Source organism: Flavobacterium aquidurense (assembly GCF_031458035.1).
GTDB lineage: Bacteria > Bacteroidota > Bacteroidia > Flavobacteriales > Flavobacteriaceae > Flavobacterium > Flavobacterium aquidurense_C.
On the sequence record NZ_JAVDXR010000009.1, the window covers coordinates 154970 to 169840 of the forward strand.

The 14871-nt window shown below is 33.7% G+C and carries 9 protein-coding genes and 1 pseudogene; 7 read left to right on the forward strand and 3 right to left on the reverse strand.

Annotated elements, in window-relative coordinates; all coding sequences use genetic code 11:
* Nucleotides 1-82: 82 nt before the first annotated feature.
* The 4 genes from J2X17_RS15055 to J2X17_RS15070 all read left to right on the forward strand — a co-directional run bounded on the left by J2X17_RS15055 (nucleotide 83) and on the right by J2X17_RS15070 (nucleotide 8957).
* Nucleotides 83-3103: a SusC/RagA family TonB-linked outer membrane protein gene (locus tag J2X17_RS15055; protein ID WP_310299687.1), complete on the forward strand. Its 3021-nt coding sequence runs from the start codon at nucleotides 83-85 to the stop codon at nucleotides 3101-3103.
* Between the two features lie 11 nt (nucleotides 3104-3114).
* Entirely contained in the window at nucleotides 3115-4695 is a 1581-nt protein-coding gene (locus J2X17_RS15060; protein WP_310299690.1) for a RagB/SusD family nutrient uptake outer membrane protein, read from the forward strand.
* Between the two features lie 108 nt (nucleotides 4696-4803).
* A complete protein-coding gene (nagB, locus tag J2X17_RS15065; RefSeq protein ID WP_310299693.1) occupies nucleotides 4804-6741 on the forward strand; it encodes a glucosamine-6-phosphate deaminase in 1938 nt (645 codons plus the stop codon).
* Between the two features lie 149 nt (nucleotides 6742-6890).
* A complete protein-coding gene (locus tag J2X17_RS15070; protein ID WP_310299694.1) occupies nucleotides 6891-8957 on the forward strand; it encodes a beta-N-acetylhexosaminidase in 2067 nt (688 codons plus the stop codon).
* A 299-nt stretch (nucleotides 8958-9256) separates the two neighbouring features.
* Here the strand turns inward: J2X17_RS15070 and J2X17_RS15075 are convergent, their stop codons facing one another.
* The 3 genes and pseudogenes from J2X17_RS15075 to J2X17_RS15085 all read right to left on the reverse strand — a co-directional run bounded on the left by J2X17_RS15075 (nucleotide 9257) and on the right by J2X17_RS15085 (nucleotide 11829).
* Nucleotides 9257-9454, reverse strand: coding sequence for a hypothetical protein (locus J2X17_RS15075; RefSeq protein WP_310299697.1), 198 nt, complete (start codon nucleotides 9452-9454; stop codon nucleotides 9257-9259).
* Between the two features lie 216 nt (nucleotides 9455-9670).
* Nucleotides 9671-11059: pseudogene (locus J2X17_RS15080) on the reverse strand (radical SAM protein).
* 29 nt (nucleotides 11060-11088) lie between these two features.
* Nucleotides 11089-11829 carry a prolipoprotein diacylglyceryl transferase gene (locus tag J2X17_RS15085; RefSeq protein WP_310299699.1) on the reverse strand — a complete coding sequence of 247 codons (741 nt, stop codon included), beginning with the start codon at nucleotides 11827-11829 and terminating at the stop codon, nucleotides 11089-11091.
* A 97-nt stretch (nucleotides 11830-11926) separates the two neighbouring features.
* Here J2X17_RS15085 and J2X17_RS15090 point away from each other — a divergent pair, with 97 nt between their 5' ends.
* The 3 genes from J2X17_RS15090 to J2X17_RS15100 all read left to right on the forward strand — a co-directional run bounded on the left by J2X17_RS15090 (nucleotide 11927) and on the right by J2X17_RS15100 (nucleotide 14805).
* Nucleotides 11927-12700: a TlpA family protein disulfide reductase gene (locus J2X17_RS15090; protein ID WP_310299702.1), complete on the forward strand. Its 774-nt coding sequence runs from the start codon at nucleotides 11927-11929 to the stop codon at nucleotides 12698-12700.
* Nucleotides 12701-12928: 228 nt separating this feature from the next.
* A complete protein-coding gene (locus tag J2X17_RS15095; RefSeq protein WP_310299704.1) occupies nucleotides 12929-14548 on the forward strand; it encodes an ABC-F family ATP-binding cassette domain-containing protein in 1620 nt (539 codons plus the stop codon).
* Nucleotides 14549-14643: 95 nt separating this feature from the next.
* The gene (locus J2X17_RS15100; protein WP_310299707.1) at nucleotides 14644-14805 is read left to right on the forward strand and encodes a hypothetical protein; all 162 of its coding nucleotides are present in this window, start codon (nucleotides 14644-14646) and stop codon (nucleotides 14803-14805) included.
* Nucleotides 14806-14871 lie beyond the last annotated feature (66 nt).

Consider the following 14871-nt stretch of genomic DNA (forward strand, 5'->3'; position numbering starts at 1 on the left):
ATTTATTGCTGTTCGTATAATTTATTTTTTTTAACAATACGTTAAGAATAAATTTACATCATAACTAACAAAATAAATAAACATGAAAAAAATTTTCTTAATCTTTATGATTGTTTTTACAGCGCAAGTTTCGCTTGCTCAGGTAAAAAGTGTCAAAGGTGTGATTACTGATTCTGAAGGGATGCCGTTACCAGGGGCATCTGTTGCAGTACAAGGAAGTCAAAAAGGTACTACTACTGATTTTGACGGTTTGTACTCAATTGAAGCGCAAAAAGGGCAAACTTTAGTTTTTAGCTATGTTGGTCTTGAAACGCAAAGTATAGTTGTAGGAGATGCTGCTACAATTAATGTAAAAATGAATACTGCATCAACTAATGCATTAAGTGAAGTTGTTGTAACTTCATTAGGTATTAAGAAGACTAGAAAATCTTTAACTTATGCAGCTCAAGAGCTTAAAGGTGAGGAGTTGACTCGTGTAAAGGATGCTAACGTTATCAATACAATTGCCGGTAAAATTGCCGGTGTTGCAGTAACAAAAAGTTCGGGTGGAACAGGTGGATCAACAAAAGTTCTTATTCGTGGTAACTCGTCTGTTTCTAATAGCCAGCCTTTATATGTTATTGATGGAATTCCGATGTTAAATTCAGGTTCAGGTCAACCTAATGATACATTTGGAAGTTTATCAGGAGGTAACCGTGATGGGGGCGACGTAATATCTTTAGTAAATCCTGATGATTATGAAGGAATGACAGTTCTTAAAGGTGCTGCCGCTTCAGTATTATATGGTTCTCAAGGTGCTAATGGTGTAATTTTATTATCTTCTAAAAAAGCTAAGGAAGGAAAAGCAAACATCGCCGCATCATCTGTAACTACTTTTGAAACTGCTGCTTACCTGCCTAAATTTCAAACGGATTATATTGCTGCTCCGGGCGCTGATGAATCTTGGGGAGCTAAACAAAAATCACCAGATCATGTAGAGGATTTCTTTACTACAGGTACAACTCAAATTACTTCAGTTGGATATTCTTTAGGATCTGAAAATTCTTCAACAGCATTTTCTTATGCTAATACTTCTGCGAGTGGTATTATTCCAGGTAATAGCTTAAAGAAAAATAACTTTGGAGTTCGTCAAACGGCTAAATTTTTTGACAACAAATTAACTTTTGCAGCAAATGCAAATTATACATCTCAAACAATTAATAATAAACCGGTAAACGGATTTTATTTTAATCCTCTTACTGGTGTTTATTTAATGCCAAGAGGAAATGATTTTAATGCTTACAAAGATACCTTTGAAGTTTTTGATCCAACAAGAAATTTAATGGCACAAAACTGGATGACAAATAGAGATATTATGCAAAATCCATATTGGGCAATTAACAGAAATAAGTCTGAAGATAAAAATGACTTTTTTAATGGAGCATTATCTTTATCATACAAAGCAAATAATTGGTTAACTATTGCATCTAGATATAGTTATAACAGAATTACAAGTTTATATGATAAAAAAATATATGCTACAACTCAGGGAACTCTTTCAAATATTAATGGTAGATATATAAGTGAGAATTCGTTAAGTACACAACGTTATGCTGACTTAATTGCCACAATCAACACAAAAATTGGAGATAATTTTAATTTCACTGCAAACATTGGAACAAGTGTTACAAATACTTTAACCAATCAAAAAACAATTTTGGATTCAGGTATTAGTTCAGGTTTAACTTATGCTAACTGGTTTACATTAGCTAACTTTGTAAATAATTCAGGAAATTATCAAACATTAGATTCAAGAAGAGAAGTTCAATCTGTATTTGCAGCTACAACATTTGGTTACAAAGATATGTTGTTCTTAGATTTGGCTGGACGTAATGACTGGTCATCTACAGTTTCAGATTCATATTTCTATCCATCTGTCGGAGTAACTGCTCTTATAAGTGAAATGACAACGTTACCGGAATGGATTAATTTTGGTAAAGTACGTGGAACTTATGCAGAAGTAGGTAATGATATTTATCCTTTTATCACAAATCCAACGTACAGCTATGCTCCTGGCGTTACAGATCCTAAACCAAATGCGGGACCAAAAACGGGAACTACTTTAAAACCAGAATTAAAATCTGAATTTGAATTTGGTACAGAATGGAGAATGTTTAATAACAGACTTGGTTTTGAAATTTCATACTATAATTCAGAAACAAAAAATCAATACTTACAAGTTATCGCACCAGTTGGAAATGCAGAAGGAGTGAAATACTATGGATTTAATGCTGGAAGTATTGAAAATAAAGGTATCGAGGTAGTGTTAAATGCTGGTATTATAAGAGGAGATAAATTCTCATGGGACTCATCTGTTAACTTCTCACAAAATAAAAATAAAGTAAAAGAACTTCCAAGTAACATTGGAAATAGGGTTAATTTGACTGAAGCTGGAGTAAATGGCTACAGATATGCTTTGATTGAAGGAAGACCTTATGGAGTTATTGAAGGAATAAACTTTAAAAAAGATGAACAAGGACGCATTTTACTGAATGATGATGGAACAATTCAAAGAACTGATTTTGAAGAAATTGGAAATTCAAATCCAGATTTTATGTTAGGTTTTTCTAACACATTTAAACTAGGTTCTTTCTTTGCAACAGTATTACTTGACGGTCGTTTTGGCGGTGATGTAATGAGTTTAACAGAAGCTCAAAATGACTCTTTTGGAGTTTCTAAAGCTACTGGTGATGCTAGAAATGCTGGTGGTGTAGCTATTAATGCCGTTAGAGCAAGTGATGGAACACCAGTTACAACTATGGATGCAAAATCTTATTATACTCAAGTTGGTGGAAGAGCTGGAATCACAGGAGAATACGTTTATTCTGCAACAAATGTAAGTGTTAGAGAAGTTTCTATAGGATATAATTTTAATCCTAAAACAATACCTTTCATCAATACAGCTAGCGTTTCGCTAATTGCTAGAAACTTATTCTTTATTTACAAAGACGCTCCATTTGATCCAAATATTGCATTAAGTACTGGTCAAGGTTTACAAGGCGTAGATATTTATGGTTTACCATCTACCAGAAGTATCGGTCTTAATTTAAATGTAACTTTCTAATACTAAAAATCATGAAACTAAATAAAATAACAAAAGCGGCTTTTTGTATGTCGTTATTAGCGGCCGTAAGCTGTACAAGTAATTTTGATGAAATAAATACCAACCCGAACGGTATTACACCAGAATTATTGGAGCAGGATTTTAATCATATTAAAGGTGGATTCGCACCAATGTTTAATAATATTCAAGTATTAACCCCAGAATGGGTTTACCAATTGCAACAAGGGTTAAGTGGTGATATTTGGTCAGGTTACATGGCTACTCCAACTGGTTTTGCCGGAGGTATAAATAATACTACTTATGCATTAGTTGATAACTGGAATGTTTATGGTTGGGATTATGCTTATTCAAATGTGATGTTTAATGCCTTCGATATCGCAAATAAATCTAAAGGCAAATATGATCAGTTCTATGCTTTGTCATTGATATTAAAAGTAGAAGGAATGCATAGGGTAACTGATACATGGGGGCCAATTATTTATTCTAAATTTGGTTCGCCGGAAACTACTATTGCTTATGACTCACAGCAAGAAATCTATACGCAAATGTTCAGTGAATTAGATTTTGCTGTTGCTGAATTGACAAAAAGAGTAGATTCAGGTGAAGCAAGTGTTTTTACTTCAACAGATTTATCTGGGTACAAAGGAGATTATAAAGCTTGGGTTAAATTTGCAAATACTTTACGTTTAAGATTAGCAATGCGTATTGTTAAAATTGATCCTGCCCTAGCTAAAACACAAGCTGAAAAGGCAGTAGCACAAAAATTTGGTGTATTTACTACAAATGCTGATTTATTTAAAATTGTATCTCCTGTATATACTAATCCAATTGCAACAATTAGTGGTTCATGGTTAGATATTCGTATGTCTGCTGATATGGAATCTATCTTAAAAGGATACGAAGATCCTAGAATTGCCACTTATTTTGATACTTCTACACAGTTTCCTAATGAATATAAAGGAGTTCGTACTGGTATTGAAATTTCTGGTAAAGGAGACCATCAGGATTTTTCTGGAATTGGTGCGGTTGTAAGATCTAAAGAAACTGTCTTAATGACTACTGCTGAAGCTTATTTCTTAAGAGCTGAAGGTGCTTTAAGAGGTTGGAATATGGGTGGTGATGCTAAAGCATTGTATGAATCAGGTATTGCCGTTTCATTTGAGCAAAGAGGCGCCTCAGGTGCAGCCGCTTATATTGCTGATAATACAAAAAAACCTATTGACTATAAAGATCCAAATTTCCCTGTAAACAATGCAACAGCTGTAAATAATGTAACCGTTGCTTGGGATGCAGCTGCTACCAATGAAGTTAAATTGCAGAAAATTATTACTCAAAAATGGATTGCCGGCTTTCCTGAAGGACAAGAAGCATGGTCTGATTATAGAAGAACTGGATATCCTAAATTATTTCCTGTACTTAAAAACTATAGTGGAGGAACAATTACTACTGAATTTGGTGTAAGAAGAATTAATTATGTTACATCTGAGAAAGCCGCTAATGCTGGCGGTGTTGCTACTGGAGTTTCAAAACTTGGCGGTCCTGATAATGGAGGAACCAGAGTTTGGTGGGATGTTAACAAAGCAAACTTCTAAGAAAATAAAGATTAAATAGAATTTTAGTTGGGTTAGTAGATGGTATAAGCGATGCAAATTGCTTATACCATTTTAAAACCAACTTAATAATTTCCAAAAAAGAAAAAAATGAAAAGTGCTTTAGAAATAAAACCTGATATCAGCTATAAAAGTGCAGGAAAATTTGAAGAGACAAGATTTGAAAAAATCCATAATGAAATCTTCAAAAGTTCTGCAGAAGCTTCAGTAATTGTAGCGCAGGAAATCGCTCAGTTAATTAGATCTAAACAAGAAAAAAATAAATCTTGTGTACTAGGTTTGGCAACAGGTTCTTCTCCTATAAAAGTTTATGAGGAATTAGTGAGAATGCACAAAGAAGAAGGCCTAAGTTTTAGCAATGTAATCACTTTTAATCTGGATGAATATTATCCGATGACAAAGGAAAACAATCAGAGCTATCATTATTTCATGCATCAGCATCTTTTTAATCATATTGATATCAAGCCTGAAAATGTAAATATTCCTGATGGTACTGTAGCGATTGATGAATTAAATCAATACTGTATCGATTATGAAATGAATATCAAAAACGCAGGAGGTCTTGATTTTCAATTATTAGGTATTGGTCGTACAGGTCACGTAGGTTTCAATGAACCGGGATCGCACATCAACTCTGGTACCAGAATTATTACTTTAGATCATATTACAAGAGTAGATGCTTCATCTGACTTTAATGGTATTGATAATGTTCCGAAAAGAGCTATTACAATGGGGGTTTCTACCATTATGAGATCTAAAAGAATCGTATTAATGGCTTGGGGACAAAACAAAGCCGATATCATCAAAAGAACAGTTCAGGGTGATATCACTTCAGAAGTTCCTGCAACCTTTTTACAAAATCATCCAAACGCAACTTTCGTTTTGGATCAGTCTGCAGCTTCAGAATTAACACGTTTCAAAACACCTTGGTTAGTTGGTGAATGCATCTGGACACAAGAATTAAAAAGCAAAGCGATTGTTTGGTTATGCCAAAAAACAAAACAATCTATTTTAAAATTAACAGACCGTGATTATAATAATAACGGAATGTCTGATCTTTTGGCGCAAGAAGGTTCTGCTTACGATTTGAACATCAATATGTTTAATGTGTTGCAGCACACCATTACAGGGTGGCCAGGCGGAAAGCCAAATACCGACGATTCTCATCGCCCGGAAAGAGCAAATCCTGCAAAAAAACGAGTGATTCTTTTTAGTCCGCATCCTGATGATGATGTGATTTCTATGGGAGGAACTTTTTCAAAATTGATAAAACAAGGCCACGATGTACACGTAGTATATCAAACCTCTGGAAATATAGCTGTTACAGACGATGAAGCATTGAAATTTGCAGAAGTTTGTAGTGATTTTGTAACGGATGAAAACACAAAAATCAATTTCAAATCTGTAATTGAATTTTTGAATAATAAATCAGAAAATCAAATTGATTCTTTGGAAGTTCGAAAATTAAAAGGACTTATCAGAAGAAGAGAATCTTACGCAGCAACAAGGTACATCGGACTAAAAGATGAAAACACACATTTCTTAGATCTTCCTTTTTATGAAACGGGACAGGTTAAGAAAAATCCGTTAGGTCCGGAAGATATTGCAATCGTAAAAGATATTATTGCCAAAATAAAACCGCATCAGGTATTTGCTGCCGGAGATCTTGCTGATCCGCACGGAACTCATGAAGTTTGCTTAAATGCCGTATTTGCTGCGATGAAGGAATTAAAACCGGAAAAATACATGGATGATTGTTGGTTATGGCTGTACAGAGGAGCTTGGCACGAATGGGATATTCACGAAATTGATATGGCCGTTCCGCTTTCTCCATCTGAAGTATTGCTTAAACGCCATGCGATTTTATACCATCAATCTCAAAAAGACAGAGTGATGTTTCAAGGAAATGATTCGAGAGAGTTTTGGGTGAGAGCCGAAGACCGTAATAAAAATACAGCCATTTTATATGATGAATTAGGATTGGCTGAATATGAAGCGATTGAAGCTTTTAAACGTTTTGATTACTAAAATTTAGTTTAAGGTTCGTAACAGAACCAAGTTGCAATTCAGTTTGATTTTATAGCGATTTGTGGGGGTCAATAGAAGTCACTCTGAGTTTTGCCTTTATCAATTTATTAATGTTATCTTAGTGTAACATCTTTATTAAACACAATAGAATGAAATATTTACTAGTCCTACTATTAGCGGGTTTAACGTCTACTGCTCAAATTCAGAAAGAGCAGCTAAATCTTATGCCCTGGCCTCAAAGTGTTGTTTTAAATGACGGGAATTTTACTTTAACTAAAAATTTTAAAGTAAACATTACCGGGAATCCTAATCCAAGAATTTTTGGAGGTGTTACGCGTTTTTTACGACGATTAGATGGTAGAGCCGGTATTTTTTTCGAGCAGGGTTTTATTACAAAGTTAAATGAAGTTCCTAATGCTGAACTTCAGATAAATTGTACTACTGGAGGAAAAATTGGTTTGTATGAGGATGAAAGTTACCATTTAGATATCAAACAAAACAAAATTACAATAAACGCAACCAGCGATTTAGGTGCTTTACATGGTCTTGAAACCTTATTGCAGCTGTTGCAAAACAACAACACATCATTTTATTTTCCGAACTCACAAATTTCAGATTTTCCGAGATTTACATGGAGAGGCTTAATGATTGACGCTTCAAGACATTTTCAGCCTATTGATGTAATCAAAAGAAATATTGACGGATTAGCTGCGATGAAAATGAATGTCTTTCACTGGCATTTAGTTGATGATCAGGGTTGGAGAATCGAAATGAAAAAGAATAAAAAGCTAATCGAATTAGCTTCGGATGGGCAATATTATACACAGGAAGAAATCAAAAATATCGTAAAATATGCTGATGAGCGCGGTATTTTGGTAGTTCCGGAAATAGATGTTCCCGGGCACGGATCTGCAATACTGACGGCTTTCCCAGAAATTGGAAGTAAAGTGATTACATTGAACGGCGGAATTTCAGAAAAAAATATTCAGGGAACCGCAATTGCAACCTACGGAGTTGAAAGAAATGCAGGTATTTTTTCGCCAACATTAGATCCTTCAAATCCTAAAACATACCAAATATTAAGTGAAATATTTGATGAGGTTTGCCCATTATTTTCGGGTGCTTATTTCCATATTGGAGGAGATGAAAATGAAGGGAAGGACTGGGATGCAAATCCTAAAATTCAGGAGTTTAAAAAGAAAAACAATTTGGCTACCAACCACGAATTGCAGACGTATTTTACCATGCAATTAGTTCCGATGTTAAAGAAACACGGTAAACAATTGATGGGATGGGAAGAAATCCTCACAAAAAACATGTCTAAAGAAGCGATTATTCATTCTTGGAGAGGCGCCAATGAAGGAATGGCTGCCGGTCAATCATTGGTAGATGCTGTAAAAAAAGGATATAAGACAGTTTTATCAAACGGATATTATCTCGATTTGATGTATCCGGTTGAAAGTCATTATTTGAATGATCCAATGCCAAAAGGCGTGAATTTATCAACTGAAGAAAAAGCAAGAATTTTGGGTGGAGAAGCAACAATGTGGACAGAACTCGTGTCGTCAACAACAATAGATTCGAGAGTTTGGCCAAGAACTGCTGCAATTGCTGAGAGACTTTGGTCAGCAGAAGATATTACGGATGTGGCAAGCATGCGCAAGCGCTTGGATGTTGTTTCATTTAGATTAGAAGAACTTGGATTGACACACATTCGCAACAGAGCGGTCATTTTAAGAAACATTGCCAACAATCAAAACATCAAATCATTAAACGAATTTTCGAATGTTTGTGAGCCTTTAAAAGGATATACGCGAAATAGTGGCGGAACTGAATACCAAATGTATTCTCCGTTAACGCTTTTCGCAGACGCTTGTACTGCCGATGCTAAAGATGCTTTAGTTTTTAATGATGCGGTGAATCAATATATCAGTAATAAATCGCCGGAAAATAAAGCTAAAGTAGAGTCATTTCTAAATAAATGGATTGCCGTAAATAGAGGATTGAATGAATTAAGCGCAAGTGCTCCATTGGTTCAGCCAGTTCTTCCTTTGGCAAAAAAATTAAGTGATGCATCAGAACAAATACTTTTGGCTCTAAACAATAAATCGACTTTAAAAGCTGATGATTTGAGGAAATTAATCGAAGAATGCAATACAAAAGACCACGCAGATGTTGAACTCGCAGTTTATGCTGGCTTAAAAAAATTAATATAATTGAATTTAATTTGAATTAGTGTTTAGTATGTTGAAGTTACCATTATTTGAAGTTTAATTATCTCTACCAGATATTTTCCGGTAGAGGTAATTATAGTAAAGTTTCAAGTTTTCAAATTAAAGAAGCAATAAAAATTAGAAATAGAATATTGGGACGGTTAAAATTGAGTTTGGTTATTTATTTTTTAATCTGAATTTTTATTTCGAAATAAATGTATCGAATTGAGATGATTTGTTATTTGGTTTTCATCAAAAGGAGAGCATTATGAACCTGGTAATTTTATTGCCAGGTTTTTTATTTAGTGCATATTGCCCAATGAAAAATTTGCGGCACATGTTCCAAATCCAATTACAAAAGCTATTATTGAAAAGAGGATAATTTTCAATGAAGTTTTTTTATCATCAGATATAAATATTAAACGTAATACTCCAACTAAAAAAGCGATAACACTTATAAAAGCTGCTAAACCTCCAATTACAACTAAAAAATCTTCCATTTTTTTATGAATTTTTTCGAATTATGAATTACTTAAAATAGCTACACATGTTCCAAATCCTATAACAACAACAATTATAGGAATCAATAAAAGTGTTAAAAAAGTCTTTTTGTTTTCTTTGCTAAAAATTAAACCAAAAAAGCCAATTAGAAACATTACAAACAAAATAAATCCCAATAATATAAGAAGTTCCATCTCTTAAATTTATTTTAAAAATTAAACATTTAGTTTTTGTCGTATCTGATCGATTTTATTATCGCGGTAGAAAAGATTCATCGTCTCAAAAGGAATAATTTTCATCTTATCGCTTACAATATGAACGCAGGATTTTTTAACCGCTCTAACATCAAAATCGTGTGCATCCATAAAATTCATAATCAAAATTCGGAACAGGTTATTGTAATTTAAGGTGTCCGACTGAACTCTTGGCAAACAGCACATTAATTCGCTAAATTCATCTTCAGCACAATCTACAGAAATACCGGTACTGAATAAATTAAGCATATGTGTTTTTAGTTTCTCATCATGTTCAAAGACGATCGTGTTTTTCGAGTTATTTAATAGATCTTCCGGATTAATCAAATGGGTCATTGGAAAAACTTCGCCGTCAATTTTCAGTGCATAAGCCATACATAATGCATCTGGATTACATGGTACAGGAATTAAATCCTGTGGTGTGAAAAGTGGATATTGCTCGTAAATTTTTCTGCGTACTTCCGTAAGCGTTATTCTTCCTGAAAAATCATCGTAATTATCATTTCTACCGGCTACTTGTGTTGGCTGAAAAGTTACACCACGAACGCATTTTTGCTGTAAAGCATACTCTATTATTTTACCAATTTCATCGTCATTTTCTCCTTTTTGAAGTGTGATAACCAAGGTTGTCGAAATATTAAATTGATTCAAATGTTCGATCGCTTTTTTGCGTACTTCCGTTAAATCTTCGCCACGCAATTTTTCCAATACTTCAGGTCTAAAACTGTCGAATTGCAAATAAATTTCAAAATCAGGCATATACGTAGCAAGAGTCTCCACAAATTTGATGTCTTTTGCAATTCTGATACCGTTTGTATTGAGCATCAAATGCTTGATTGGTTTGCTTTTGGCAATATCTAGTATTTTGAAAAACTCAGGATGCACAGTTGGTTCTCATCCCGAAATCTGAACAACATCAGGCTCTCCTTCATTAGCAACAACGGTGTCAAACATATTTTCAATCTCTTCCAATGTGCGATGCCTGCCATAATTTGGAGCTGAATTGGCATAACAAGTTGGGCAGGCTAAATTGCATCGATCTGTTACTTCTACAATCGTCAAGCACGAATGCTGTTCATGATCTGTGCATAATCCGCAATCGTAAGGACAACCATAATGCACTTTTGTGTTGAATTTTAAAGGCATTTCAGATTGCTTATTATAATTTCGTAACTGCTTGTAATAATTGACATCATCTGCAATCATCGATTTCATTTCACCATGCGTTTTGCAATGTTTCAGCATCCAGACCTTATCATCCTGAAAGACTATTTTTGTGTCTACAAGAGCCAAACAATGATGGCATAAACTTTTGGTGTAATCGTAAAATATGTAATCACGAGTTTTCATTATGATATTTTTAAAGTGAAAATAAGATTTTATATGTTTTTACAGCTAAATATTCTGCGGAGGAACTTCCAATAATAAATAAAAATTAAAATTGAACTCCATTGTATACTGCTTAAATTAAGAAATATGGGTTGGTACGGTTTTAGAAATTCTACTAAAAATCGAAATAAAAAATATAAAACCATAAAGAGTTTAAATCGATCTCCATTAATTAAACTTTTGTTTTTTATACTTTGAAATAAAACAAAAAGTAAAATCATAAATAGCATTTCATACAAAGAAACAGGATGTCTTTTCAGGCCGTCGCCTAAATTCATTCCGGTAAAAAAAGTAGTTTCAATACCATAAGTTGGCTCGGCAATTCCCATCGAAAAACAACCGATTCTGCCAATAAACAAAGCTGTAATAAGTGGAATTACATATAAATCTCCCGAAGCTATTTTTACTCCAATAACTTTTTTAATAAGTTCAACACCAAATAATCCTCCCAAGAATCCTCCGGCAACTGTTTTGTTTTGATATAAGGTTAAAAAAGTCTGATGCGTAATTGCTGATGGAGTTTCTAATAAAGCAATAAATCTTGATCCTATTAAAGCTCCAATCATTGCTCCAATCATAATGATTAAACGATTAGTATCCGATATTGGATCCTGAACCCTTTTTCTTCGAAAGTAATAAACTCTTATCCCAATAAAAAAAGCTAAAGTTTCAAATATGAAATGCCAGTAAAAAGTTTTTCCAAAGATTTCAAATTGAAAAGGGAATATCATTTTAGTCAGAATTTTTTTGCGAATATAAGTAAAATTAAAAGAATTTTTAAAATTAATTTTTGACTAATTTTGATTTCCAATTATCGCTTTAAACTTCATGAAAAAGTCAATCATCTTTATTATAACATTTTTAATTTTTACGTCAACTTTTGGTCAAACCAAATTCGGAAAACCAGAAGTTGATCCCTTTCAAATTCAGAGAAATTTTAGTGAGTGGTCAGTATATCAAAGTGAAAAAATAATGCTTTCGAGAGATTTTATTGCTTTGGATGTTTTATCAAAAGAAATCTCAAAAGAATCATTTTTAGAGCAATTGACAAACGGGAATTTTATTCCGTTGCGATTAAAATCAGATGATTCAATTTATTATTACAAATTGTTTGCGATTCAAAAAGATTCCGATTCAAGTATAAAGGCAACCATCAATCAAATAGGTTTTGATGCACTAAAAAACTATAAAAAGGAAGGCACAGCTTTTCCGAAATTTTCATTTAAAGATTTGGACGGAAATGAAGTTTCAAACGAAACCATGAAAGGAAAAATTATTGTGATTAAATGCTGGTACATTCACTGCACGCCGTGTATAAAAGAATTCCCGCAGGTAAATCGTTTAGTGGAAGAATATAAAGACAGAAAAGACATTCTCTTTGTAAGTTTAGCTGAAGATTCTGCAGAACAATTGAAGGTTTTTTTAGCGAGAAAACCATTGTTATATTCCGTAATTCCAGACATGAAAATTTATATGAATGAAACACTGGATTTAAATGCTTTCCCAACACATTTCATTCTAAACAAAGAAGGTTTGATTGCGAAAGTTTTGCCCAATTTTGAAAGTCTTGAAGTGGCGCTGGCAAAAGAAAGTAAACTGTAGTTTTTTTAACCATATAAGTATTATAAGAAATGTAAGTCTAGCTTAAATATATATAAAGTTTATATGTACTAAAGTCGTACTGCAATTACAAGCTTAGTTTAAATGAACTTACATCACTTATATGGTGGAAAAATATAAGCGCAGAATAAAAAAACTTAGCACATTAGCACCTTTGCAACTTAGAACCTTTTTCCGTACTTTTGCACCAAATTAATTAAAAAGACATTCATGTTAACAGTCAATAATTTATCAGTTCAATTTGGCAAACGAATTTTGTTTGACGAAGTAAATACCACATTCACACACGGAAATATTTACGGCGTTATTGGAGCCAATGGTGCTGGAAAATCTACTTTTCTTAAAATCATTTCGGGCGATATCGACCCAACTTCTGGCCACATTCATTTAGAACCGGGAAAACGTATGTCGGTTTTGAACCAAAATCACAACATGTTCGATGAGCATACTGTTTTGGAAACCGTTTTGATGGGGAATAAAGTATTGTACGCTGTTAAAAAAGAAATGGATGAACTTTACTTAGATTACAACGATAAAAACGCGGACAGAATTGGAGAGCTTCAGGTTCAGTTCGAAGAAATGAACGGTTGGAATGCTGATTCTGACGCTGCTGCGATGTTATCGAACTTAGGAATCAACGAAGAGCATCATTATACTTTAATGGGCGATTTAGAGGGGAAAATTAAAGTTCGTGTGCTTTTGGCACAGGCACTTTTTGGAAACCCGGATTTGCTTATTATGGATGAGCCGACCAACGACTTGGATTTCGAGACAATTGCCTGGTTAGAAAACTTCCTGGCAAATTATGAAAATACTGTAATCGTAGTATCTCACGACCGTCACTTTTTAGATGCGGTTTGTACACATATTTCTGATATCGATTTTGGAAAAATCAATCATTACTCAGGAAACTATACTTTCTGGTACGAGTCTAGTCAATTAGCGGCGAAACAACGTGCACAGCAAAACAAAAAAGCAGAAGAGAAGAAACAAGAGCTTGAAGAATTTATTCGTCGTTTTAGTGCGAACGTTGCGAAGTCTAAACAAGCAACATCTCGTAAAAAAATGATTTCTAAATTGAATATTTCTGAAATCAAACCTTCCAGCCGTCGTTATCCTGCGATTATTTTTGATCAGGATCGTGAAGCAGGAGATCAGATTTTGAATGTTGAAGGTTTAGCAGCTTCAATCGATGGTGATGTTTTGTTTAAAGATGTTGATTTGAATATGGCAAAAGGCGATAAAATCGTTCTTTTCTCTAAAGATTCTCGTGCTACAACAGCTTTCTACGAAATTTTGAACAACAATCAAAAAGCAGATTCTGGAACTTTCGATTGGGGAATTACAACAAACCAAGCGTATTTACCGGCAGAAAACCACTCTTTCTTTGAAAATGATTTAACATTGGTAGACTGGTTACGTCAATACGCAAAAACAGAAGAAGAGCGTGATGAGGTTTTCATTAGAGGTTTCTTGGGGAAAATGATTTTCTCTGGAGAAGAAGCTTTAAAAACAAGCCGTGTATTATCAGGGGGAGAAAAAGTACGTTGTATGTTGTCAAGAATGATGATGGAACGCGCTAATATTTTGATGCTTGATGAGCCAACGAATCACCTGGATTTGGAGTCGATTACAGCTTTCAACAACTCTCTTAAAAACTTTAAAGGTTCTGTGATTTTTACAACGCATGATCACGAGTTTGCCCAAACTGTTGGTAATAGAGTAGTGGAGTTAACGCCAAATGGAGTTATCGATCGTTACATGACGTTTGATGAATATCTTGATGATGAAAAAATTCAGGAACAAAGAAAGAAAATGTACAATCTTTAGTATATAAATTACAATATTAAAAATCCCAAATTCCAATTAAAAGTGAAATTTGGGATTTTTTTATGTTTTATTTTCTGCCGAAAAGCTTAGCGAAAATGAAAATAATTATTGCAATAATAAACACTACAATAAATATCCCGAATCCCATTCCGGCTTTAAAAATGTCTCCAATAACTTCGCAGCTGGTAAATGAAAATAGTATTACGAATACCATTAACAAACGTGTAATGTTCTTTTGCATGATTTTGCTGTTTTAAATGATTTAAAAAGAATCTAGTATTCTAATTAGCGTAGAATAAAATTACTTCAATCAGCAAAAAAGC